The organism is Streptomyces herbicida (assembly GCF_032656585.1).
GTDB classification, from domain to species: domain Bacteria; phylum Actinomycetota; class Actinomycetes; order Streptomycetales; family Streptomycetaceae; genus Streptomyces; species Streptomyces herbicida.
Map to the genome: position 1 here is coordinate 1 of NZ_JAUYWJ010000047.1, position 22,492 is coordinate 22,492.

Consider the following 22,492-nt stretch of genomic DNA (forward strand, 5'->3'; position numbering starts at 1 on the left):
GCGCCGGCTTCCCCGCCGCAGGCCGAGGCCCCGAGCACCGTCGCCATGGCCACCACCATGAGACCGGCCTTCGTCACGTTCCGCGTCACAACGTCCCCCGCATCCCTGCTTCGTACACAGTCAGCGCGCAAGACGACCACAGGGAGCGGGCGGTTCCAGCGGGGCGTGCGTGCGCGGGGGGGCGGTTCTCGCGCTCGACGCAAGCCTGTCCGGCGACGCCCGGGGCGGGGACTTGTGCAGGATCATCGAGTCATACATCCGAGACGGCCGCCTTGTGCGGATGAGCGACCGCAAGTTGCTGGACGCGGACGGGTGGTGGAGACGCCCTTACGCCGACCGGTCCAGGACGATGCGTCGTTCCAGCAGCATGCACCACCGCGTGCGCGAGACGGCGAGTGCATCGAGAACACGCGCCAACCACGCGCTGTCATCTACGAGTCGTATGACAAGGGCGTCGGAGCCGGTGTAATCATGAAGACACTGAACTTCGACAGCACGACGGTCCTGCGTTACACACGTGACATGACTTACGAACTGATCGTGCGGCCTCGCAGCCACTACGGCCCGCTCCGAGCCATTCAGGCATGCGCCGCTGTCGCTCCGGTAGGCTGAAAGCAGAACGTTCGCATCCGCCCCCTGCTCGCTCCGGTGAGCAGGGGGCGGATGCGTTCGGGCCCCGCAATCCCAGCGCACACCCAGCGCGGCCGACTCAATACGCCCCTGCGGCGTTCACCGGTCGCGCCCTCCATGCTGCCCTGAAGCAGAAAGGAAACCGCTATGCCGCGACGTACTTCGTACCGCCATGGAACACCCATCTGGGTGGACCTGCTCACCACTGACCAGAACGCCGCCAAGTCCTATTACGGTCAGCTGTTCGGCTGGGCGTTCAACGACCTTCCTAGGTCCCAAGGGTCGGCATGGTCACTGGCCACCATGAACGGAGATGTCGTCACCGCGATCGCCGCGCAAACCCCCGAGACAGCCGTACAGAGCAGGCAGCCCACATGGAGAACATACTTGGCCGTCGATGACCTCGATGCCGCGGCGGCCAAGGTTGAGGCGACGGGTGGACGACTGCTGATGCCGCCGCTCGACGCCACGGAGGCCGGACGGACTGCCATCGCCTTGGATCCCACGGGCGTGACCATCGGCCTTCGGCAGGCAAGGGCACACGTCGGCGCGACCATCGTGAACGAACCGGGAGCGTACACCTGGAGCGAGCTCATGACCGACGACAGGGAAGTTGCCCTCGCGTTCTACAAGGACGTCTTCGGCCTCACCGCCAAGACCGTCGACATGGCCGGCTCGCCCTTCACGGGTCTCATGGTCGGCGAAGACATGGTCGGCGGGATCATCCCTCCCCAACGCGAAGGCGTCGAGCACCGGTGGATCGTCTACTTCGCCGTAGCGGACGCCTACAAGTCCGCGGAACGCGCCAAGGCGCTCGGCGGCACGGTGGTCCACGGACCCATCGACACCCCCGTGGGCCCCTTGGCAGCGCTACGCGACCCGCAAGGCGCCGCCTTCAGTATCTGGGCCCTCCCCCCTTCGGCATAGCCCCTTCTCGAACGACACCTTGCCAATGGAATGGGCCTGCTTCTGGCCCCGGCAAGCCACCAGGCGTCGACCATCGCATGCCCGTACGAATCCGGCCGCACCCGCATCCCCTTCGTGGCCCCCCGCCGCGACCACGTAAGCCCGAGGAGCCGGTGTGCCCGCGCACCTTCGTGCACCATCGGGCTGCGTGCCGCGTCCTCCTGATGCGCGGCCGGTGCCGGGCGGGCGCTGTGCGAGGGAGAGCAGGGGACGGATGACGGGTGAAACGATCGGTATCGGGCTGGCCGTACTGGTGGGCCTGGTGAGTCTGTGGGCCGGTGCCCGGGAGGCACGGCTGCAGATGCGGCTGAGCCGCAACGGGGTGTACGCCGAGGGGGTGGTGCACCAGGAGCATCGGCCGGGGGACGATTATTCGACGCCCGTCATCGAGTTCACCGACCGGCAGGGCCGGCCCGTCAGGTTCCGGCCCGCCGCGACGGGGACGGGGCTGGCCCTCGGAACCCATGTACCGGTCGTCTACCTGCCCGAAAGGCCGGAAAGCGCAAGGGCCTTCACCCGGAAGTACCGTCTGTCTCCGATGGTCGGCCTGTTCTTCGGAGGCATGCTCTTGCTCGGCGTCGCGCTTGGGTGCGTGCTCATGCGCTGAGCTTGATCTCTTTCCTCGTTCTCACTAACGGATCCACCGCCCGCCCCTTTACGGGACCCATCGGACACGCCCTAGTTGGGGGGTGACTCGTCGGCGAGCTGGTTGTTGCGGTCGATCTCTGGCATGTGTGTCTCGGCCCAGACCCGCAGGGCGGAGAGCGGTCTTTCGAGGGACAGGCCGAGCTCGGTGAGCCGGTAGTGGACGGCGGGCGGCACGGTGGGTTCCACGCGGCGCGCGACCAGGCCGTCGCGGACCAGGCTCTGCAGGGTGGCGGACAGCATCTTCTGTGAGATGCCCGGGATGCGGCGCCGCAGTTCCGCGAAGCGGAGCTCGCCTGGAGCCTCCTCGGCCAGCATCTTTACTGCCATCGACGTCCACTTGGTGCCGATGCGGTCGAGTAGCTGGCGGGTCGGGCAGCGCGGATCCAGCAGGTCGCCGCGTCCACCGGTCCGCTGGTCATGTTCGCCGGGCCTCGACGTGGTCACCCGGGGTTCACCACCTGAAGAGAAAGTGCCGTCTTGGGCGGACCAGGCTAGTTCCCTAGCGTGACCTTGTCACTTTTTCTCACCACACGGAGTCCCTCCATGCCCGAGCTGCGATGCGTCCCTGTCAACGGTGTCGAACTGAACGTCGCCGTCGCCGGATCGGGCCCAGCCGTCCTGCTCCTGCACGGCTTCCCGCATACCTGGGAGCTGTGGACGGACGTCATGGCCGATCTGTCCTGCTGCTACCGCGTCATCGCGCCGGACCTGCGCGGTTTCGGCGCGAGCAGCCGGGCCGCCTCGGGGTACGACGCGGGCACCTTGGCCGAGGACGCCGCGGCACTTCTCACCACGCTCGGCGTGTCCTCGTCCGCAGTGGTGGGCATCGACGCAGGCACCGCGCCGGCCTTCCTCCTCGCCCTGCGCCGTCCCGGTCTCGTCCGGCGCCTGGTCGTCATGGAGTCCCTGCTGGGCAGGCTGCCCGGCGCCGAGGACTTCCTTGCCGACGGACCGCCGTGGTGGTTCGGCTTCCATTCCGCAGCGCCCGGCCTCGCCGAGACCGTGCTGGAGGGCCACGAGGCCGCTTACGTCGACTGGTTTCTACGAGCCGGCACGCTCGGCGACGGGGTGCGCCCCGCCGTCCGGGACGCCTTCGTCCGCGCATACACCGGCCGCCAGGCGTTGAGCTGTGCCTTCTCGTACTACCGGGCCCTGCCCGAGAGCGCTGTACAGATCGAGCAGGCGGTCACCACTGCCCGCTTGACGGTGCCGACGATGGCGCTCGGCGCCCGGCCTGTCGGGGCTGCGCTGGAACGCCAGCTCCGCCCGGTCACCGACGATCTCACCGGACACGTCATCGAAGACTGCGGCCACATCATCCCGCTGCACCGGCCGCGCGAGCTGCTCACGCTGCTGCGTCCGTTCCTGGCCGGCGAGGACGCGAGAGCGGCGTGACCGGGGTGGGGGCACTCCGACGCGGGGCAGACGGATATCGCCTACGTCATGTTGTCCGGTGACGTTCGACCCCGAGGACTGCAAGGCGAGGCATGCGGTCGAGTGCGGCATCAATCGCCTCAAGAGGCACCGGGCCGTGGCCACCCAGTACGACATGTTGGCGGTCCGCTACGCGGCGAGCGTACTCGTCGCGGCCATCAACGAGTGGCCATGGAACAGCGCATTCGATACACGCCCTGGATGTGTTGTCCGGCAGGTTGGTGACGCGGCTGGCTGGGGTGTGGCGGCTGATTCCGGTGTGGGGTCGGTGGTAGTTGTACCAGTCCAGCCAGTCGGGAAACGCTGCCTGGCGTTGGGCGTCTGAGGTGTAGGGCCGGTGGTAGGCCCATTCGTCGAGCTGGGTGGGGCGGCCGCCCTTGCTCCCCGGCAGGGGCAGCCGTCACCCCTAAGACGCCGTCCCGGACTTGCCCCCAGGCCGTGATCAAGCCCCCTACCGGTGGAGACCCGCGGGTAGGGGGCTTGTTGCTGTGGTCGCCGATCGGCGGTCAGGCTGCCGGTCAGGCCATCAGCGATCACGCGACTAGGAAGTCCCGCGATCTGGCGATCAGAAGGAGACAGTGACGCCTGCCTGGTGGTACTGGCCGATGGTGTCCTGGAGCTCGTCCTTGACCGCGCCGAACTGAGCCACCAGGTCCGAGCTGCTGATCGCCGTGGGGCCGGCAGCGATGCCGGCCTGCGGGCTCAGGCCGCCGGAGACGGTATCGAGCTCGGCGTCGGAGATTTCAAGGGTCTGAACCTGGGGAGCGGAGTTCATGATGAAACTGCCCTTCGTATGGATGTTCCACAAGGGGGAGCGGCCAAGCTGGGGACAGACGGTGGGCCGCGACCGCGACCCGCACCATCCGTTTCCGGACACCTTGGCGCGATCCCGGCGGCACGAAGGATCAAATCACGGAGTGTGCCCCGCATCCAGTCGGTCGTTGCTCCCAGCAGGGCAGTTGAAACACTCGGCTACTCATCCGTGCGTGCATGCACACGAATTGAGGGCAGCTTCTCTACATGTAGCGCCGCACAGGAAAACGACAGCTATTGCCACGGCTGCTCCGACCAGGACAACTCCGCATCAACAGAACTCATCTGTGCCGCAGTTGCGCCTTCGCTGTGTAGATTCAGTTGCAGATTCAGTCGTGTATGCATCCGCGCACCCTTCAGCACCTTGTCCACCACGCTCCGCGGCCTGCAAACCGCCAGCCCCACCAGGTCCCCTCCTCCGTCGGCACGGGGCAGGAACGCGGGCCAGGGCCCGGCTGTGGGCCGCGGTGAGGGGTCTCCTTGGTGCCGTCGAAGACGAGGACCGGCTGCCGGTACATCGGGAGGTACGGCACGCCGTCGGCGTGCGCGTACAGCTCGCCGATCACCTCGGCCGACCGCCTGAGACTGGCAACACTCTTCAGTGAAGCGGCGCAGAACGAGTCACCACCCGACATGCGGGCTTCCATGATGGACCTGCCGGAGAACTTCGGCCTCGAAGAACCGGGGGTTGAACAGCACGAGGGCGTTGAGGTGCCCTCTCCCCCGCTACCCCGGGCCGAGGCATCTCCTCGCCTCGGCCCAGTCAGCCGTCAGGTCCGAGGAACCCCCTGGCCCGAGGAGCCGCCGGCTCCTGACAGGTCGACTCCGTCCCCTGCGGGCCAGGTGCGGACGGCCGGGCCGTGCGGTCCACCGACCAAGCTGCTCAGGACCTGAGTGTGGACGGCCAGCGCTGGAGGGCTCAGCACCGCGTCGTGCACGAGGAAGACCTCACCGGGTCCGACCTCCCGGACGTAGTCGACGACCTCGGCCAGCTTCACCCACGGCGCACCGGCCGGCGCGAGGAGCGTGCGTACCTCCTCCTCCGGGACAGTGAGCGCGTCGCCCGGGTGGAAAACCCCGTCAACCAGGAAGCCGACGTTGTCGAACTCGGTGAAGTCGCGGTGGATGGTGGCGTGCTTTTCCCCGTACACGTGAAATTCCAGAGGGCCGACGTCGAAGACGTCGCCGTGCCGGACCGTGTGGACGCGCCCGCCGAGCTCGGTGAGGTGGCGGGCAACCGCCGGGTTGGTCCAGATGTCGATGTTGCCGCCGGCCTCGAGCAGCCGATCGGGGACGAAGTGATCTACGTGTTCGTGGGTGACGAGCACCGCGTCGGCTCCCTCCAGTGCGTCCGGCTCGCTGAAGCAGCCGGGGTCGATGACGACGGTGCAGCCCTCGTGCTGCAGCCGTATGCAGGAATGCCCCAGTGAGGTCATCTGCATGACTGGTCTCCCTTCTATTTACACAGCCAAACTGTACAGCATTGCTGTACAACTGAGCTGCAGGTACGGTGGTGCCGTGAACGAGCAGGAGATCGCGAGCGACCTGCGAGCCGTCGTCGGAAACCTGGTGCGGCGCGCACGGGCCACCGACGCCATGCCACAGGCGCAGGCCGCGGTGCTGGGCTTCCTCGACCGCGACGGGCCCATGACCACCAGCGAGCTCGCAGCCCGGCAGCAGGTGCGCCACCAGTCGGCAGCGCGGGTCGTCGGCCAGCTCGTGGAACTGGGCCTCGCCCGCCAGGAACCCCATCCGGACGACAGGCGCAAGATCCTCGTCATACTGACCGATCCAGGCCTGCAGGCACTCCAGACACGTCGCGGCCACCGAGCCGACTGGCTCGCCGAGGCCATCAAGGCAGAGCTGACCCCCGCCGAACAGCAGCAGCTCGCGGAGTCCGTCACCCTCCTCAAGCGGCTGGCCCAGCACGGCAATCGCAGCTGACCGGGAGCTGCACGCCTACCGCTCGAGGGCCTGGCGGGCAAGTCAGCCAAGCCGAGTCATCGCCTCCGCCGCCTGGCCACCGAGGTGCGTCATGCCTCGACGAACTCCACGAGCATCTCCTCCGAGTGGGCCAGCGTCGCGGCGACCGGGGTTCCGGAGCGCGCCTGGCGGATGGTGATGCACGTGGCGGTGAAGTGCGCGAGTTCGAGGATCAGGTCGAAGAACTTCCCTGGTCGCGGGCGAAGGTCGCCCCGAGCACTTCGCCCGCCCTCGCTTGGGTCCGCCAGCAGTGCCCGGATCACTGGCAGGGCGTTCAGCTTCGCCCCTCCCTCTGCCGCCCGGCGCTCGGCAGCTTTCTCCGGGGCGGAGAGGAATTCGTCGACCGACTGCTCGGTGTCCTCCGCGACCACGAGCGCGAGCCCGGTCGCGGCGGCCGTCGCACCACTGGCGAGCAGGAAGGTGCGGTCGGGGCCGTTCTCGTCCGCATCGGCGCGCGCGACCGCCGACACGACGCGCCGGCGGGTGAGTCGACGGGATGCCGCGCGGTGCGACTCGCCGGATCCATCGAGGCGCGGACCAGTTCCATGACGGGCCCGTGCGACGTCAGCGGCCGGACAACGACGCCCTCGCCTACCGCGAGCCCCCCGCTCACCCGAACTGGCGTCGGCGTGCCGCGCGCAGCCCCGGCCGCTCGCCCCCGGCCAGCAGAGGCGCAACCGCGAGCTCCTGGACCTCGCTCAGCGCAAGGCCCGCGGCATCGCCGCGTAGGGGTCGGTCATGTTCACCGACATGTAGGAGGCCCTCGAAGCCGAGGCCCTCGAACTCACCCCGCTCCGCAGCGGCCAGAGCGCTGCCCACCGGCACGGGACCCCGGATTGGCGACGCCGGGGCCGACAGGATGGGGCCGGCTGGTGCGGCCGAGGTTGTTCGCTGCGCTCGGATGCAGCACCTGGATCACCGGCGACGGCGCCCGCGGTGACGGGCGGGCCTGGTCAGGCGGCTCATGCCTCGGTGACTGTCAGGGAGGGCAGGTGGGGAGGCGGAGGGTGAAGTGTGCGCCGTGCGAGCTCGGAGTTATGTGGAGGATGCCCTGATGGATAGTGGTGATGCGGTGGGCGATGGCGAGGCCGAGACCTGTGCCGCCGGTGTCACGGGTGCGGGCGTCGTCGAGCCGGGTGAAGCGTTCGAAAATCCGCTGGTGGTCTTCCGGGGGAATTCCGGGGCCGTCGTCCTGGACGTCGAGGACCGCTTCGCCGCGGTCGGTGTCGTGGGTCAGGCGCACAGTGATCGTACTGGTGGCGTGGCGCTCGGCGTTGTCGAGGAGGTTGCTCAGGATGCGGGCCAGCAGGGCCGGGCGTCCGCGCACGATGACGGAACTGGGCTCGGCCCTCACATCGATGACCAGGCTGTTAGGAGTGGGACGGCGGGCGGTCGCCTCGCGCACGATGTCGGTGAGGTCCGCGGTGGTCCCGTAGCGTTTCAGATCGGTGTGTTCGTCGTCGAGGCGGGCCAGGAGCAGCAGGTTCTCGGTCAGGTCCTGCAAACGCATGGTGTCCTGATGGGCGTCGTGGACAACACGTGGCCAGTCGGCGGTGTCGGGCCGGTTGAGGGCAAGTTCCAGTTCGGTGCGCAGGCAGGCGAGGGGCGTGCGCAACTCGTGTGAGGCGTCGGCGGTGAACTGGCGCTGCTGGTCGACCACAGTCTGCAGCTGATCGAGTGTGGTGTTCATCGTTGCGGCCAGGCGGGCAATCTCGTTCCCGGACCGGGGAACGGATACACGTCGGCCGAGGTGATGGGCACTGACGTCGGCGAACTCTGCGCGCATCGCCTCGACGGGGCGTAGCACCCGTCCGACGGCCATCCAGGTACTGCCGGCGATCAGCACAGTCAGCGCCAGTGTCCCACCGATGACGGACCACACGATGGTGTTCAGTTGAGCCTGTGCCGCCTGCGTCGAGTAGATCAAAACGACGTAGCCGTCGAATTCGGGGTAGCTCTCAGGCACCCGAACCGGCTTCGGCCCGTGTGCCGGATCGGTCCAGGGCTTGAGGGACAGGTCACCCTGGCTGCTCACCGAGTCGTACCCCGCCGGACGCCCCGACAACGACGGAGGGAGGTCCATGTTGTACGGATACTTGCAGAAGCTCACCTGTTGGCCGTCGAACGGCCCGGGAGAGGCGGAGCCGCACTCGCGCACGGGCTTGCCGTCATGGAGGGCGCGTTGTCCTTTCACCTCCACGCGGAACCACGGCGTTGCTTCGGCACTGTGCTGCCGGGCCTGCTGCAGTATCGAGGCCCGCGCCGCCAGCGTCACACCGACGGCAGCCGCGGCCAGAGGGACGACGGCGATCACTGCGGCCAGAAGAGTGAGCCGCATGCGCACAGTAGCGGGCTGCAGGCGGCGCAGGGGGGACAGCCAGCGGTGAACGCGCTTCACCGGTACGCCCCTTCGCCCGTGTCCAGGCGGTATCCGGCGCCACGGACGGTGCGGATGGTGTGCCGCTGGAAAGGGGCGTCGAGTTTTCGGCGCAGGGCACTGATGTAGACCTCGACGATATTGACGTCACCGTCGAACCGGTCGTCCCAGACGTGCTCGAGGACCTCGCTCTTGGAGACCGTTTCCCCGCAGCGACGGGCGAGGTATTCCAGGACGGCGAACTCGCGGGCAGTCAGGGCGACCTCGGTGCTGCCGCGCCGGCAGCGATGCGCTGCAGGGTCGATCTCCAGGTCGCTGACGCGTAGGACGGCGGGCCGCTCGGGACGTCCCCGCCGGATCAGAGCACGCAGCCGTGCCGCAAGTGCGACGAAGGAAAACGGTTTGGTGACGTAGTCGTCCGCCCCGGTGTCCAGGCCCTCGGCCTGGTCGTACTCGCCGTCCTTGGCGGTAAGCATCAGCACCGGCGTCCACATTCCGGCCTCGCGAAGCCGCCCGCAGAGTCGAAACCCGTTCAGCCGGGGCAGCATCACATCCAGCACGAGCGCGTCGTAGTCGTTCTCGAGCGCCAGTTCCAGACCACGGACCCCGTCATGCGCGGAGTCGACCGCGTACCCCTCGCCGACCAGGCCCCGGCGCAGTAATTCGGCCATCCGCCGGTCGTCCTCGACCACCAGTATCCGCATAACCCCAGCATGACCGCCTTGTCCTGTGAGGAACCTGAAGACCCTTCAGGAACCTTCAGCTTCCTCACAGCCCTGTCATGCCACTGTCCTTCCACAGCCTGCCGCGGGGGGATCCACGGACGCGGGCTGGAGGGAAGCGGGGCCCGGAAGCCCAGGATCGCGGGGGTATCGATGGGCTTCCGGGCCACCGCCCACGAAGGGACACCGGTCGATGCCGGAGACTACGCGAGAGAAGGTTCCAATGAGTTCGTTCAAACGGCGGATTGCCGTGATCTCGGCGCCGATAGCGGCAGCCGCGACGATTTTCGCGGGAGCCGGTCCGGCAGCCGCCCATGATTCCTTCAGTACCGTGTGGATCGGTGGAGGGACCGTATGGGTGGCCATCGGGCACGGTGGGGTCAAGTCGAGTCATACCCGCGCCTATGCATGCGACACGCTTGCCGACAACCGCGGCGTCCGCACCTGGTACTGGACCGCGGCGGGAGGCTTGTACGCGGTGGGCGATGCAAACGGGAGTAAAAGCGGGTGCGGTGAGGAGTCGTCCCGAGACGGCAGCACCATCACCGCTTACCAGGTCTGCGCAGGGGTGAATGGAGCCGATACCTACTGCACTGCCAAATTCTCGGCTTGACCAATGCCTGTGGGCCCGCGCGCATGCTGATGGAGGCGGCGGCCGGTTTTATGGACTCCACCGCGCGCGCGACCGCGGGCAAGGAGTGGTTCCCGGCTGCCATCGGCGCCCTGACGACCACGGAAGGTGGCCCCGCGCCGCTGATCGCGGAACGGCACGAGCCGGGTGTCGGCGAGCCGGACAGCTATCGCCCAGACGACTATCTCGAACAGCACATCCGCCGGGTCCGCCCCCACCGTGCGCCGCCCGCCGAGTTCTGGTCCGGGGCACGCTGGGCCAGGACCGCCGACGACGTCTACGCTCTCGGCCGGGCCGCCGAGCAGCGGCGTGTCCACGGCAGCGCCGCCCCCTTGTACGAGCAGGCCATCGAGCTGGGCCACAGCCGGGCGCGGACCGCCCTGGCCGTGCTCCGGGCGACTACCGAAGGGCGTGCCGCCGCCGAGGAGACGGCCGCGGCGGATCCCGCCGCCTGGGCGGCTCTCGCAGTGACGAGGGAAGCAGCCGGCGACGGGCCGGGTTCCTACGACGCGTATCGGCGCGCGGCAGAGTCGGGCGATGCGTGGGCCTGGGCGGCCATGGCCCGGATCCGCGAGGCGGAGGGGGGCTCGGACGCGGCGGACGCGGTCGCGGCCCGGGCGGCGACGGAAGGCGAGCAGCTGGCCTGGCTTACGCTCGGCCGGATGCGGGCGGCGCAAGGTGCGGTGGCGGCCCAGGCGTTCGAGCGGGCGGCAAGCGCCGGAGACGGCTGGGGGAACATGGGGCTCGCGCAGGTCGCCGAACGGTCCGGCGACCTCGCTGCGGCGGTGGCACACGCCATTCGGGCGACGGACATGGGGGTCAGCGCTGCCTGGGCGGCTCTGGTACGGCTGTACTGGACCCTCGGTGACCATGCGTCCGCGCTGGGAGCCGCCACGAGCGGCGCGGACGCGGGGCATCCCGAAGGGTGGTCCCTCCTGGCACGACTGCGTGACGCGGCTGGTGACCGGTCGGGGGCCGCAGCGGCACATCGAGAGGCGGAGGCCTTGGGCGTCGGTGCCGCCTGGCGCGAACTGGCCCTGCTCGCCGAGTCGGACGGTGACAGCGTGGCCGCCGAGGAGGCCGCCGCCCAGGCGGCACGCACCGGTGACCCGGAAGCCTGGACCGCGCTGGCGGAAGCCCGCGAGGAAATCGGGGATGACGAGGGTGCCGCCCAGGCCGCGGCGGAGGCGGCGCGCGCCGGTGACGTGGACGCGTGGATCATGCTGGCGCGGGCCCGGGAGATTGCCGGAGACAGACGGGGCGCAGAGCTCGCCGCCGACCTGGCGGCCGAGCGGGGTGCGACCGATGCCTGGTCCGCACTGTCCCGTATGCGGGAACGCGCCGGGGACCGGGACGGCTCCCGGCGCGCGGTAGTGCGGGCTGCCGCCCTGGGCGCCTCGGCCCCCTGGACGGCGCTGGGCGGCGTGCGAGAGCAACTCGGTGACATCGCCGCGGCTGAGCGCGCCTACGTCCGCGGCTGTGAAGCCGGTGACACGGAGGCGTACGCCGCGCTCGGTTCCCTGTACCTGGAACAGGGACGGACGCACGAGGCCTGCGTCGCATACCGGTCGGCCGTGGACGCGGGGCTCCCCGACGCCTGGGAAGGTCTGCTGTCAGCGTTGGCCGCCCAGGCGCCCCGCGTGACTTCGGCGCAGACGGTGGGTCGGCTGCGCACGACGGGACTGTCGGCGGAGGGGTAGTCGCTCATTGCGCGCGTTCGAACCCCTTCAAGCGGGACACCCGCGCTGGGCGGCGACGGCGCCGGAGAACTCGACCACCCGGCCCTGTGGGCGGGCGTCAGTCGTGTCCTGCGCGGAACGCAGCACCGATCTGTGGCATCGACACTTCGGCAAGGCCCGCGCCCTCGTGGTCCCTGGTGCTGTCCATCAACTCCGTCGGGCGGAGGTGCCGGTGCACCCGCAGACGGCGGTGGAGGCCGAGCTTGCGGCACTGCGCACGAAGGTCCGCGAACTGGAGTAGGAACGCGAGATCCTGCGGAAGGCCGCGAAGAGGGCGCCGGCCTGATGGGGCCTCATCTCCCTGATCTGCCCTCATCTCTGCCAGAGGGGGCGCCTCGTCGCACACGGCGACCAGACGCAGCCCCTGAGATGAGGTGGAGTGATGGGAAAATCCGAGACTTCCCCGGCAGACACGGGGAAGATTCGCGAGATGGCCGGTCGACTCGCTGTCGCCGTGGCAGCTCGTGCTCTGTGGGCGTTGATCGAGAAACTGCTCGGCCAGCACAGAGGGGTAGCTCCCTTTACGGCAACGCCGATGCTCCCCCTTGCCTTGGCGCTGCCTACGAAACCTCGGGACAGCCCCCCTCTCCGCCCCGGGCCCCTCCTCTGACAAGCAGGGATCAAGCAGCGTGACAACTCGTGCCTGCTGATGGGATACCCATGAGTTCAGGCAGGCCGTCCGAGAAGTCGTCTCACATGAACACCAGGTACATGTGAGTGTCCGCCCTGCGGGCGGACGTAGAACGTGTGCGGACCGTCGACGGTCAGGTCGTAGACCGAACGCGGGGCCAGCGCCGGCTGGTCACGCAGCGCGGTCACGGACTGCAGGGACCCGTCCGCAGTGCCTTCAGAGGGGGTGCCGGAAGAGCGGCCGAAGAGTCAGGGCGGCGGTGCCAGTGCGCTCCCCGTGATGCTGATGAGCCCTCAGAAACCCTGGTTCACGAATGACTTGCCGCATACGTACGTCCGGTACGCCGGCAAGACGATGCAACCTCTCCCCGTGAGCGACGGCGTTCCCCCGGTCGCTGGTCGATGTACCCGCACGCGGAACTGGTCAGGCTCCGCCACGCACGGCCACACCCTACGCAGACACAACATTGATCGAAAAGGTGTTCGCGCCACATGGGGAGGTGTGGGCGCGAAATCACCAACCGTTCAGTAACTTGCCGTCCGAGTCCGCCCAAGTCTCCGAGGTCCGCGATTTCAAGGAGATTCCGTGTGCTTCCTGTGTGCACGGGTGATGCCGTGGCTCGGATCCCTCGCATGAAGATGGCCGATCTTCGCCCCTGCCGGGCGGATGCGTCCACTCGCCCGAGCGCCGCGTATCCCAGTGGGCATTTCCGATATCGGGCACGCGCAACGCGGACCCTCTGGCACGGCTGTCCCGCCTGCCCGACCCGCGCCGCCGCCAGAGCCGCCGCGACCTACCGCCGTACGTCGCGACTGTCGCCGCCCTAGCGGTCCTGGCCGGAGCAAAGTCCCGCACCGCAATCGCCGAGTGGGCTGCCGGTGCCTCGATGGCGGCAGCCCGAGCGGCCCCGCAGTCGGGCCGGTCGCACGTCACCGCGTCCCGGATCACCGCTCACCGCCACCGTCTTCTCGTCGCCCATCTCGCACAGCGCGAGCACGGCGGCGTCGAGTCGGAAATTTGGCTGCGGATTCCGAAAGTCTTTCTCCAGCTTGTTCCGGACTTCGGAATAGCTGTTCTTACCCTGTGAAGGTTGGTGCGGCGAGGGGACTCCAGCCGGTAACAGGAGTCCCCTCTTCCACCCCGCATGATGACTGCCGCGCCCAGGAAGGGGAGGACGGCGGTTTTCGGGTGCAGGGGTTCCGCTTGTCCAGCTCACCACCGTCTCGACCAGGCTGCAAGATCTTTCAGCGTTCGGAAGCGTTCCGAACCGCGAACGGGCAGGTCAGGGCAGGCAACCGAGTGCACGAGGGCAGGCTGACGCTACTTCCGGCGTCTGTCGTGCGGTCGGCATCCGGTTGCCCCGTGAGGAGTTTTCGGGGCTCTGACGGGGCCTGTCGGGACGCTGGGGAAGGGCCGCGAATCGGGCGGAAAACGAGAGCGGCGGTTCCTGAGATGGCGGTGAATGTTCGGGTTACTTCCATTCATGCCCAAGGGGTTGCCTCTGTCCGGACGACGGAATTCACTGAGCGATGTCCGCATCACGGCCGGTAACCGGAGCGGACCCCGTATTCACTTGCGGTGGATCTCCGCCGCGCCCAGGAAGGGGAGCAACTGTGTCAGTAGGAATGACGCGATGGCGACGCCGGCAGGCGGCATCACCGGATCAGGTGCTTTGCGGAGCGGATCTCACACCCGGCCACCGGATCAGCATCTTCGCGGTGATCTTTGTGGTGGTAGTCGTGCTCGTGTGCAGCGGTCAGTCCGTCAGTGATGCTGTCGGGCTGGTCATGGCGGCTGGGGCCGCGGCCGGACAGGTCGGTTTGTGGCTGAGCGGGCAGCGCCCGGCCAACGCCTCTCCCGGGGGCGCGTGATGACGCAACAGGAGGACTGGCCAGGCGGCCACGGCGTGTGGCCCGACCCGGAACTCGTTCGTACCCAAAAGGAGTTCAGGGAGGCGCTGGGCAAGTTACGCGAGAGCCGGAACGTCACCTACAGGAAAGTGGCAGAAGCCAGTGACGACGGTTCCGGTAAGGGGCTGACCACCACCACGATCTCTACGGTGCTGAGCAAGGACGCGCTGCCCGCCAGAGACTTTGTGATCAAGTTTCTGCGCGGCTGCGCTCTGAGCGAGGTGGAACGCCAGCCGTGGCTGAGGCGCTGGGAAGAACTGCGGGACGAGGCGGCAAAGCGGGGCACAGGGGAAGAGCCGGTTCCCGCCGATCCGGCAGGGGCTGGTACTCCGGAGAACTCAGGGCCGGCTGGACCAACAGGGACGGGCGCACCGCAGGACGCGCTTCCCGCCGACGGCAGCCAGGCCCTGCCGCCCGCCGGGGACGGCAGAAGGTGGCGTCTTCCAGTCGGGGCTTCGAGGCTGCGCACGGGAGTGATCGCCTGCACCCTGGCCGCTGCCCTCGCCATCGGGGTCGGGGCATGGCAGCTGCATCAACAACGGGTGCACGATCGACGGGTGCACGACCAGCAGGTGCAGAACCGGGAACGGTTCAAGAAGCAGCACTGCGGCACTGACAACCCGAGCCTGGTCACCGGAGTCGGCGGCGAGTGCACGGGCATCACCGACGGCAGTGACGACTCAGCCGTCTTCGGGAACGATCTCAAGCCGGTCATGACCGCCATCGGCGCGGAGAACCGCAACGTGATCAAGGGTGGCGACTATGTGACGGTCGCGTTCCTGGCCCCGCTGACGTCGAAAAGTGCGAACAACTTGACCGTCGGCCAGTACGTCGACGAGCTCGAGGGCGCCTACACCGCCCTCGAGGAGGAGAACGAGAAGAACAGCCGACCCAAGATCCAGCTGCTCGTGGCCAACATGGGCAGCGCGGAGACCCAATGGGAGCAAGCCGTCGGCCAGCTCACCGCCATGAAGAAGGACAGCCGCCTGGTGGCGGTCGCCGGCCTGGGGCTGAGCCAGCAGGAGTCCGTCGACGCCGCCCGGGCCCTGAGCAAGGCCGATCTGCCCATGGTCGGTGACTTGATCACCGCCGATGGCTTCGACGCCACCGGCGCCGTCGACGGCAAGGGGGCGATCGAAGGGCTGGCCCGCGTCACCCTGACCAACAGCGATCAGCTCACCGCCGTCAGCAAGGAGCTCGGCACCGCCCCGCGCACCGCGGCCCTGGTCCGCACACCGGTGACGCCCAACGGGACCAAGGACCTCTACACCGAGTCCCTCAACCACGGATTCCACACCGTCGAAGGCCTCAAGAAATACCTGGACAACACCTCCGACTTCACCTTCGACCCCCGCGGCGGGCCCGGCGCCATCCTGCCCACCATCAGCCAGAACCTCTGCAACACCGGCAAGACGGTCGACACCGTCTACTACGCCGCCCGCGTCAAGTACCTGCCCGACTTCCTCAACGCCCTGGCCAGCAGGAGCTGCCACGCCCAGCCCATCACCGTCATCACCGGATCCGACGCATCATCCTTCGACCCCAAGACGCAGGCTCTCCACGAGCACGACGCGCCGATCACCGTCCTGTACGCGAACTTCCCCAGCCCAGCGCAGTTCCGCAGCAGCGACAACCCCGACCACGGTCTCTACGAGGCCTTCGCGAAAGACTTCACGGCCCCCCACCACGGACAGCAATTCGCTGCAGACCATCTCACCAGCGGCTACTGGGCCCTCGTCGCCCACGACGCCGTCCTCACCGCCGCAACCGCCCTGCACAACGCCGCCGCAAACGGCGACAGCCCCACCAGCCTGCCCAACCGCTACGCCGTCAGGAACGAACTCTTCGCCCTGCGCAACGGCGCCATAGCCGGAGCCAGCGGCCACTTCGGCATCGACAGCAACGGAAACCGCAGCAACGCCAGCACCATCACCACCGTTCACCGACTAGGCCGCCCCCTACCCACAACCACCCAAAACCCCAGCTGAACCACTGAACACCCATGGGGGCAGACCCGACACAGGTCTGCCCCCACCGCCTTGCCTCCCCCCAACCGCCGCACACCGCACCCGGCACAGGAGCTCGGTATCGGATGGTCTCGGGCGGTTCTCCAGCACCACCCACTTCGTCGGGGCGCAGTTCAGTGAGAAGAACAACAAGAACTACGTCTACGCGCTCGACAATCGTGGACAACGCAGTCAGCGCACCGAGTTACCCCCGGGGGCGTGCCCGCATCGCAGCCTCGTCCAACGGCTTCTACTGCACCGCCGGCGGCCAGTTGCACCGCCTGATGCCGAGGGAAAGGCCCTATGGTCACGAAACTCCCCAGCAGTGGCAACTTCCGCAGCTCGAGCAGTTCACGGATCTACGGCCCGACCGCGTCCACGATCGAACCCTTCAGCGCTCGCCGGTACTTCGGAGGCGCGTCGTCCGCAATCGCCCTGCGAACCGTGTTCCTCGAGGCCCCCAACTTCCGTGTGATCGCCCACACCAGCATATGCCCGGCCCGGTGAAGCCGGCGGAGCCCTCGAAACGGCCTTCCAGTCAGGATGGATCGCGACGCACTGGCGCCGCGACGCGCCGCCACGCCGTAGATGGACAGAGGTGGCGGCTAGCAGCGCAGGCCGACGATGCCCCATCCGCGGCGCTCTGCCTCCGTGACCACCTCCCCCAGTCGGTGACGAGGTCGGCAAACGATTCGAAGGTCGTGATCCATCCACCCGGCTCCGCAGCGTGCCGGGTGAACGGCTCGCGCAGAACTTCCAGTTGGGGCGCCGCCTGCCGCCACCATCCGGCGATCAGCGGCACGTGATCGGGCGGACACCACAGCAACAGGTCCGCGTCCCAGGTGCACGGCTGCTCCGGGAGCCCCGAGCCGAAGCCGGTGGTCTCCTCCAGACCGGGCCAGAACAGCGCGTCATTGAACCGGTCCAGCACCTCACGTACCTTCGGCTCGACGAAGTCACGGATGCGGTCCCAGCGGTGCCGGCCCAAAAGTGCGGCTTGTACGAGCCAAGCGTGTTCCGCAAGGCATACCTGCCGTACCAGTCCTCACCCGACTGCGTGGGCCACGACCAGCCATGCTCGAAGAGGTCGTCGCCGTACACCTCTCCGAAGGCGGCATCGATCAGCATCTCTTCCCGATCGCCGGGCACTGCAGCCTCCACCCGTGGCCAGTCCACGATCAGCACCTCAATCCCCACACCCATCACGCCAGCGTAGGACAGGGGAACGGAAGTCGATCGCCGCAAGTTTGCGGCGGTCCTGGCTCCGGGTTTCGTCCCCCCCATGAGTGAGTCTCCTGCACCGCCTGCCCCGACCAGCCCATCACCGTCACGATCGCCCGCTTGCCGCACAGCAACCGGCCCACCCCCGGGCTGGGGGTGGCGGGCCGCGAGCGAGGAGACGGCACCCACACGGTGAGCGGCGGTGCGCCCCTACGGACAGCGAAGGAGCACACCACCGGTGCGGATGCCAAGGGGGGCCGGGCCGGTGTCACCGGCTGAGACGGCACTCGCGGTCTCGTCAGTGACGCGCGCCCCCGACGTGGCGGTCGCCGCCGCCGTGTCGGTCGCCGCCGGGGTGGCCGCCGTCCCGGTCGCCGTCGTGGTAGCCCCACGACTCGTCGTCGACGAACCGGCCCCGGTCGTTGCACAGGGTCGCGGTGTCCTGGTCGTTGTTCCACACGTAGTTGCGGCGGTCCTGGTTGACGTCCGTGCGGCTGTCACGGCTGACGCCGGTGTGGTCGCGGACAGTGCAACGGCCGTCCAGGCGGACGTGGTGGAAGGTGTAGGTGTGGCCGTCCTCGTCGGACAGTGTCCAGCCGCCCAGGTGCACCGCCGATATGGGCTGGGCGGGCCGGGTATGGCGAAGCCGCCCGCCGGATTCCCCCGTGGCGGGCGGCTCGTGCCTTCGGTGTGCAGAGTTCAGGGTCGGCGGCGGCGCACTGTAGGCGTCCTGGGCCGCTGGACGACACCGGTGTGACACCGGCGGCGGGATTCGAACCCGCGTTACCCGCTTGAGAGGCGAAGTAGCCGCAGCCTGCGCACCTGCACAGCAAGGACGGTAGCGGGGCCGGGACCGTGACGCACGCGAGTTTCCCGACGCCGGACTGCTCCGGCTCACCGATCTCCATCACCCCCGCCCGAGCAACCGAAAGCCTCACCGCGCTCCAAGCGGTCAGGCCGAGCATCCACGCGGCGTATGACGTCACCGCGCATCGGCGTGTCCGGAGGTCTCACATGTGAGCCGGGCCAGGCGAGTGATCGCTGGACGGGGCTGCGCAAGCCGTGCGGTCTCGCCGCCTTGTCTCAGGACTGCCTAGGCTTCTTCCCGCTTGCGGCAAGCAGCGGGGTGATGATCTTTGTTAGCCCGGTCTCTGTCACTGCTCCCATCCGGGCGGCCGCTATCTTCCCTGCCGGGTCGATGACGATCGTGAAGGGAAGGGACTGCGGGTTCACGAGGCCGCGTGGCAGCTTCAGGGCTTGGCGTCCTGACGGGTCGTGGAGGGACGGGTAGCCGAGGTGGTGGTCTTTCTGGAAGGCGAGTCCGTCGGTACGGCTTTTGTCGTTGTCGAGCCCGAGGACCTGGACCCCGTGGCTACCCCATGTCTGTTGGATCTTTTTCAGTTCGGGCGCTTCGATCCGGCAGGGGCCGCACCAGGAGACCCAGGCGTTGACCACGACGACCTTGCCCCGGTAGTCGGTCAGGTGGGCCGTGTGGCCCTCCAGTGTGGTCCCGGAAAAGTCAGGGGCGGCCGGGCGCTCGCCTTCTTTCAGGGTCTGGGTGAGGGGATCGGACGAGGTGGTGTCGCCGATCGGGGCGGGCGTCGAGCAGCCGGCCAGGATCGCGCAGAGGACGGCCAGGGCCGCGTAGGTTCGTCGGGGCGTCGTCATCAGTTGGTCAGGTTCCTGCTCGTGGAGTCTGTCCGGCCGTCGCTGAGCACGAGTTGCAGGTGCCCGGAGCGCCATGTGGTCAGCAGCCACGCAGCGGGGAGCTGGAACGTGAACAGGGCGATGATGGCCGTCACGAACGCGGCATCTGCGGGTGCGTCGTCGCCGGCCGCCCACGCGGCAGTCCCCGAGATGAGCAGGAGCACGGCCAGGTAGATGCCGGCGTCGACCAGGGCGCCGCGCCAGCGCGGCAGGGGCTTGTCCAGGCGGCGGGCGAAGGTCAGCGATGAGGTGGCGGCCGCCACGAAGACCGCGTTCCACGGGTCCTTCAGCCAGGTGGACAGCCATGTGTCGAGGTGGCCGTAGGCGGCCTGCCAGGCCAGGTCGATGGCTGCCCCGGTCAGCCACGACAGTCGTCAGGACCAGCAGGGCCACCGGCAGGGCACGGTCCTATCCGGTCGGCTTTAGGACGTGGCCGCAGACGGTGCAGGCCGAGCCCAGGACCAGGAGGGTCCAGGAGTAGGTGAGCAGACTCGCGACCTGGAGCAGGAGGCCCAGCCCCCACAGTCGGGGGTTGCGCACGATGCGGCGCAGCGGTCGGCCGGGCACACGGTTGCGGGTGAAGGCATAAATGCCCAACGAGCCCACGCACACCGAGGCGATGACGACCAGGCCCATGCTGAACAGGAGTAGTGAACCGAATCCCATGACACCCTCCCGCTCAGGTTGTCCTGCACAGGACACTACGCCTTGCCAGGCATGTCTTGTCTGCCGGGTCAGCATCCAGCACTCCTGCGGGCCTTGTGCTCATCGCTCGGCTCACCGCGCTCGGGCTCGTGGCGGTGGGAGACCAGGAGACCGTCGCGGTGCCCTGGCAGGGCGGGCGGCGCGCGACCGGGAACTCTCCGGCCAGTCGGTGACCTGTTCGGGCTGATCCTCGGTCCCGGCCTGGGGCCCCGGCCCTGACGCCGAAAGCGGCGGCAACAATGAGCAGGTGAAAGGTTCGACGGCTTGGGGGAACAAGATGCTGACCAGGATCGTGATCGACGCGCTGGATGTCGTGCGCATGGACCGCTTCTGGTTGGACGCGACGCAGGGGCGGACGGGCGGCCTGCAGTTGCGGTTCGTGCCGACCGCGAAGCCGAAGGCGGCGCACAAGAACCGACTCCACCCTGGCCGCGGGGCCGGACTGGGAGGCCGAGGTGGCACGCCTGCTCGCACTCGGTGCGACGCGGGTCGACATCGGCCAGGGGGACGTCCCGTGGGACGTACTGGCCGATCCGGAGGGCAACGAGTTCTGCGTGCTGCGTCCCGGTCACCCCGGCGTGCTCGCCGGCTCCGGCCTCGTCGCGATCTGCCTCGACGTCGCCGAGGAGGACCGCCACGCGCAGTCGGCCTTCTGGCAGTCCCAGGCCGACTGGCACGCGGTCGAGTACCACAACTGGGGCGTCCGGCTGCGCCGGAGGCCCACCAGTACGGTCTCGCTGGTGATGGGGCCGCCTGCGGCGCCGAAGGTGGCGCGGAACAGGCTGCGCCTGGAGGTCACCCATCGCGACTGGGAACCCGGCGAGTTCCTCGACGCCGGCGGGAACGAGTTCCACGTCACGAACTGACCCTGGCTGCCCCCGCCCAGGGCCACCCAGGGCCTGTTCCAACTGCCGTATCAGCCCCACTCGCCGGCGTCACGTACGTGCTGCGGACCGGTGTCGCATGGCGCGATTTCCCGGCGTTTTCACTTACCTGGGAGGGATTCATGGCTGTCACCTACCTGATGCTCGCACGGCTACCAGAGGGACGGCTGGGTGCCTTCGACGCCTACGAGAGCGCTGTTCTGCCGCTCCTCGCCGAGCACGGGGGGCGACTCGAACGACGGTTGCGTACTCTGGACGACCGTGTCGAAGCCCACCTCGTGAGCTTTCCCAGCGACGAGGACTTCGCCGCCTACCGGGCCGACCCCCGGCGCTCCGCCGCTGCCCCGCTGTTGGAATCGTCCGGAGCAGCAATTGAACTTCTCGCCATGTGCGACGTGCAGTGACACAACGAGCTGGACGAACGCCTTCCTATCGCTGCGCGCGGTGTGCACAGGTGGAAGGGACACGAGCAGGGGCAGCCCCGTCACGGGGGGGGCCGGACCGCTGCCCGGCCAGGTCGTCATCGACGCCGACACCCGACTCATCGTCGTCGGCCGGCCGGTCACGGGCAACCGCAACGATGCAAGGCGTGGGAACCGTCCGGTACGAAGGCCGCTGTCGGCCGGGCCACGCTGCCAGCTTGGAAGGAGGAGCACAACACCTCCCACCGCAAGGTCCGGGCCCGCGTCGAGCACCTCTTCGCGCGGATGAAGGCCTGGAAGATCCTTCACGACTGCCGTCTGAAAGGCGACGGCGTTCACACCGCCGTGCTCGGCATCGCCCGGCTGCACAACCTCGCCCTCACGGGGTAACTCCCGCCCCGTACGAGACCAGAGAAGTCCAAGGGAGGCGGCTCCCCACCTCCCCGGCTCGGAGAATGCTCAGTCGATACAGAACTCGTTGCCCTCGATGTCCAGCATCGGGATGCACGCATCATTGCCGTCGTACAGCGTTCGCACGTGTACCGCGCCGAGCGGGACCAGTCGGGCGCATTCGGCCTCGAGCGCGGCGAGGCGCTCTTCACCCACGAGTCCGGTGCCGACCCGCACATCAAGATGCAGCCGGTTCTTGGCGGCCTTTCCTTCGGGGACGCGCTGGAAGTACAGTCGCGGGCCCACGCCTGAGGGATCACTGCAGGTGAACCATGAATCCCGCTGCTCAGGTGGCTGCGAACGCTTGAAATCGTCCCAGGTGGCAAACCCGTCCGGTGGCGGCGGTATGACGTACCCCAACACCTCGCACCAGAAGCGAGCGAGGCGCTCAGGTTCTGCGCAGTCAAAGGTGACTTGGAACTTCTTGATCGCTGACATCGGCGCACGATAGCAGGGGGCTCTGCCGCTCATTTCCCCAGGTGATCCGCCCGCAACTCCGTCGCGCCGACGGCGGAGCCCACCGGTGGCCCCAGGATCCAGTCCTGACCACATGCCAAAGATCCGTTACGGGAGACGGCATGGCCGACACCGGTCACGGATTCAGGTCCTCGAT

General features: G+C 68.4%; 21 protein-coding genes and 5 pseudogenes. 11 read left to right on the plus strand and 15 right to left on the minus strand.

The features are described 5' to 3' along the window. The first annotated feature begins 819 nt into the window (after positions 1-819). Together Q8A52_RS47430 and Q8A52_RS47435 are read left to right on the plus strand one after the other, a co-directional pair. The gene (locus tag Q8A52_RS47430; protein WP_316764731.1) at positions 820-1,557 is read left to right on the plus strand and encodes a VOC family protein; all 738 of its coding nucleotides are present in this window, start codon (positions 820-822) and stop codon (positions 1,555-1,557) included. A gap of 253 nt (positions 1,558-1,810) precedes the next feature. After that, a complete protein-coding gene (locus Q8A52_RS47435; RefSeq protein ID WP_316764733.1) occupies positions 1,811-2,203 on the plus strand; it encodes a DUF3592 domain-containing protein in 393 nt (130 codons plus the stop codon). Positions 2,204-2,274: 71 nt separating this feature from the next. Here Q8A52_RS47435 and Q8A52_RS47440 read toward each other — a convergent pair whose 3' ends face one another. Then, a complete protein-coding gene (locus tag Q8A52_RS47440; protein ID WP_316764735.1) occupies positions 2,275-2,688 on the minus strand; it encodes a winged helix-turn-helix transcriptional regulator in 414 nt (137 codons plus the stop codon). A 99-nt stretch (positions 2,689-2,787) separates the two neighbouring features. Here Q8A52_RS47440 and Q8A52_RS47445 point away from each other — a divergent pair, with 99 nt between their 5' ends. Then, positions 2,788-3,639: an alpha/beta fold hydrolase gene (locus Q8A52_RS47445; protein ID WP_316764737.1), complete on the plus strand. Its 852-nt coding sequence runs from the start codon at positions 2,788-2,790 to the stop codon at positions 3,637-3,639. Between the two features lie 247 nt (positions 3,640-3,886). On the opposite strand, the pseudogene Q8A52_RS47450 reads toward Q8A52_RS47445, so the two are convergent. The 4 genes and pseudogenes from Q8A52_RS47450 to Q8A52_RS47465 all read right to left on the minus strand — a co-directional run. Then, a pseudogene (locus Q8A52_RS47450) lies at positions 3,887-4,042 on the minus strand (integrase core domain-containing protein); the annotation flags it as partial. 201 nt (positions 4,043-4,243) lie between these two features. Beyond that, positions 4,244-4,453 (minus strand): hypothetical protein, encoded by a 210-nt coding sequence (locus Q8A52_RS47455; RefSeq protein ID WP_316764739.1) that lies wholly within the window; start codon positions 4,451-4,453, stop codon positions 4,244-4,246. A 272-nt stretch (positions 4,454-4,725) separates the two neighbouring features. Beyond that, a pseudogene (locus Q8A52_RS47460) lies at positions 4,726-5,069 on the minus strand (DUF2000 family protein); the annotation flags it as partial. 192 nt (positions 5,070-5,261) lie between these two features. Beyond that, entirely contained in the window at positions 5,262-5,933 is a 672-nt protein-coding gene (locus tag Q8A52_RS47465; RefSeq protein WP_316764741.1) for an MBL fold metallo-hydrolase, read from the minus strand. A 76-nt stretch (positions 5,934-6,009) separates the two neighbouring features. Here Q8A52_RS47465 and Q8A52_RS47470 point away from each other — a divergent pair, with 76 nt between their 5' ends. Continuing rightward, on the plus strand, positions 6,010-6,435 hold the full coding sequence (locus Q8A52_RS47470) for a MarR family winged helix-turn-helix transcriptional regulator (protein ID WP_316764742.1): 426 nt from the start codon (positions 6,010-6,012) through the stop codon (positions 6,433-6,435). Positions 6,436-6,524: 89 nt separating this feature from the next. Here Q8A52_RS47470 and Q8A52_RS47475 read toward each other — a convergent pair whose 3' ends face one another. From Q8A52_RS47475 to Q8A52_RS47485, 3 genes are all read right to left on the minus strand, one after another. After that, on the minus strand, positions 6,525-6,944 hold the full coding sequence (locus tag Q8A52_RS47475; protein WP_316764745.1) for a hypothetical protein: 420 nt from the start codon (positions 6,942-6,944) through the stop codon (positions 6,525-6,527). A 509-nt stretch (positions 6,945-7,453) separates the two neighbouring features. Then, positions 7,454-8,788, minus strand: a complete 1,335-nt coding sequence (locus Q8A52_RS47480; RefSeq protein ID WP_316764748.1) for a sensor histidine kinase — start codon at positions 8,786-8,788, stop codon at positions 7,454-7,456. Between the two features lie 80 nt (positions 8,789-8,868). Continuing rightward, on the minus strand, positions 8,869-9,555 hold the full coding sequence (locus Q8A52_RS47485) for a response regulator transcription factor (RefSeq protein WP_316764750.1): 687 nt from the start codon (positions 9,553-9,555) through the stop codon (positions 8,869-8,871). A 627-nt stretch (positions 9,556-10,182) separates the two neighbouring features. Here Q8A52_RS47485 and Q8A52_RS47490 point away from each other — a divergent pair. Next, entirely contained in the window at positions 10,183-11,904 is a 1,722-nt protein-coding gene (locus tag Q8A52_RS47490) for a hypothetical protein (protein ID WP_316764751.1), read from the plus strand. A 103-nt stretch (positions 11,905-12,007) separates the two neighbouring features. Then, positions 12,008-12,184, plus strand: coding sequence for a hypothetical protein (locus Q8A52_RS47495; protein ID WP_316764752.1), 177 nt, complete (start codon positions 12,008-12,010; stop codon positions 12,182-12,184). A gap of 425 nt (positions 12,185-12,609) precedes the next feature. On the opposite strand, the gene Q8A52_RS49405 is transcribed toward Q8A52_RS47495, so the two are convergent. After that, positions 12,610-12,762 carry a hypothetical protein gene (locus Q8A52_RS49405; RefSeq protein ID WP_408649389.1) on the minus strand — a complete coding sequence of 51 codons (153 nt, stop codon included), beginning with the start codon at positions 12,760-12,762 and terminating at the stop codon, positions 12,610-12,612. 2,279 nt (positions 12,763-15,041) lie between these two features. On the opposite strand from Q8A52_RS49405, the gene Q8A52_RS47500 reads away from it, so the two are divergent. Further along, a complete protein-coding gene (locus tag Q8A52_RS47500) occupies positions 15,042-16,472 on the plus strand; it encodes a hypothetical protein (RefSeq protein ID WP_316764754.1) in 1,431 nt (476 codons plus the stop codon). Between the two features lie 556 nt (positions 16,473-17,028). Here the strand turns inward: Q8A52_RS47500 and Q8A52_RS47505 are convergent. Further along, entirely contained in the window at positions 17,029-17,478 is a 450-nt protein-coding gene (locus Q8A52_RS47505; RefSeq protein ID WP_316764757.1) for a hypothetical protein, read from the minus strand. A 353-nt stretch (positions 17,479-17,831) separates the two neighbouring features. Here Q8A52_RS47505 and Q8A52_RS47510 point away from each other — a divergent pair, with 353 nt between their 5' ends. Continuing rightward, positions 17,832-17,990 carry a hypothetical protein gene (locus Q8A52_RS47510; RefSeq protein ID WP_316764760.1) on the plus strand — a complete coding sequence of 53 codons (159 nt, stop codon included), beginning with the start codon at positions 17,832-17,834 and terminating at the stop codon, positions 17,988-17,990. Between the two features lie 19 nt (positions 17,991-18,009). Here the strand turns inward: Q8A52_RS47510 and Q8A52_RS47515 are convergent. The 4 genes and pseudogenes from Q8A52_RS47515 to Q8A52_RS47530 form a co-directional block, all read right to left on the minus strand. Next, a pseudogene (locus Q8A52_RS47515) lies at positions 18,010-18,321 on the minus strand (lamin tail domain-containing protein); the annotation flags it as partial. A gap of 473 nt (positions 18,322-18,794) precedes the next feature. Beyond that, a complete protein-coding gene (locus tag Q8A52_RS47520; protein ID WP_316764762.1) occupies positions 18,795-19,379 on the minus strand; it encodes a TlpA family protein disulfide reductase in 585 nt (194 codons plus the stop codon). Next, entirely contained in the window at positions 19,379-19,681 is a 303-nt protein-coding gene (locus tag Q8A52_RS47525) for a hypothetical protein (protein WP_316764764.1), read from the minus strand. Before Q8A52_RS47525 ends, Q8A52_RS47520 begins: the two co-directional genes overlap by 1 nt. A 145-nt stretch (positions 19,682-19,826) precedes the next feature. Beyond that, entirely contained in the window at positions 19,827-20,084 is a 258-nt protein-coding gene (locus tag Q8A52_RS47530) for a hypothetical protein (RefSeq protein ID WP_316764767.1), read from the minus strand. Between the two features lie 316 nt (positions 20,085-20,400). On the opposite strand from Q8A52_RS47530, the pseudogene Q8A52_RS47535 reads away from it, so the two are divergent. The 3 genes and pseudogenes from Q8A52_RS47535 to Q8A52_RS47545 all read left to right on the plus strand — a co-directional run. Then, positions 20,401-20,989, plus strand: a pseudogene (locus Q8A52_RS47535) (VOC family protein). Between the two features lie 140 nt (positions 20,990-21,129). After that, positions 21,130-21,411 carry a hypothetical protein gene (locus tag Q8A52_RS47540; protein ID WP_316764770.1) on the plus strand — a complete coding sequence of 94 codons (282 nt, stop codon included), beginning with the start codon at positions 21,130-21,132 and terminating at the stop codon, positions 21,409-21,411. A 109-nt stretch (positions 21,412-21,520) separates the two neighbouring features. Next, positions 21,521-21,819 (plus strand): annotated as a pseudogene (locus Q8A52_RS47545) (transposase); the annotation flags it as partial. A 69-nt stretch (positions 21,820-21,888) separates the two neighbouring features. Here Q8A52_RS47545 and Q8A52_RS47550 read toward each other — a convergent pair. Further along, the gene (locus tag Q8A52_RS47550) at positions 21,889-22,317 is read right to left on the minus strand and encodes a VOC family protein (protein WP_316764773.1); all 429 of its coding nucleotides are present in this window, start codon (positions 22,315-22,317) and stop codon (positions 21,889-21,891) included. Positions 22,318-22,492 lie beyond the last annotated feature (175 nt).

What these genes read in the sequence shown, in the direction of transcription:
- Q8A52_RS47435 (WP_316764733.1), top strand. Translation starts at nt 1,811, where the DNA reads ATGACGGGTGAAACGATCGGTATCGGGCTGGCCGTACTGGTGGGCCTG.
- Q8A52_RS47445 (WP_316764737.1), top strand. Translation starts at nt 2,788, where the DNA reads ATGCCCGAGCTGCGATGCGTCCCTGTCAACGGTGTCGAACTGAACGTC.
- Q8A52_RS47455 (WP_316764739.1), bottom strand. Translation starts at nt 4,453, where the DNA reads ATGAACTCCGCTCCCCAGGTTCAGACCCTTGAAATCTCCGACGCCGAG.
- Q8A52_RS47465 (WP_316764741.1), bottom strand. Translation starts at nt 5,933, where the DNA reads ATGCAGATGACCTCACTGGGGCATTCCTGCATACGGCTGCAGCACGAG.
- Q8A52_RS47485 (WP_316764750.1), bottom strand. Translation starts at nt 9,555, where the DNA reads ATGCGGATACTGGTGGTCGAGGACGACCGGCGGATGGCCGAATTACTG.
- Q8A52_RS47520 (WP_316764762.1), bottom strand. Translation starts at nt 19,379, where the DNA reads ATGACGACGCCCCGACGAACCTACGCGGCCCTGGCCGTCCTCTGCGCG.
- Q8A52_RS47530 (WP_316764767.1), bottom strand. Translation starts at nt 20,084, where the DNA reads ATGGGATTCGGTTCACTACTCCTGTTCAGCATGGGCCTGGTCGTCATC.
- Q8A52_RS47540 (WP_316764770.1), top strand. Translation starts at nt 21,130, where the DNA reads ATGGCTGTCACCTACCTGATGCTCGCACGGCTACCAGAGGGACGGCTG.
- Q8A52_RS47550 (WP_316764773.1), bottom strand. Translation starts at nt 22,317, where the DNA reads ATGTCAGCGATCAAGAAGTTCCAAGTCACCTTTGACTGCGCAGAACCT.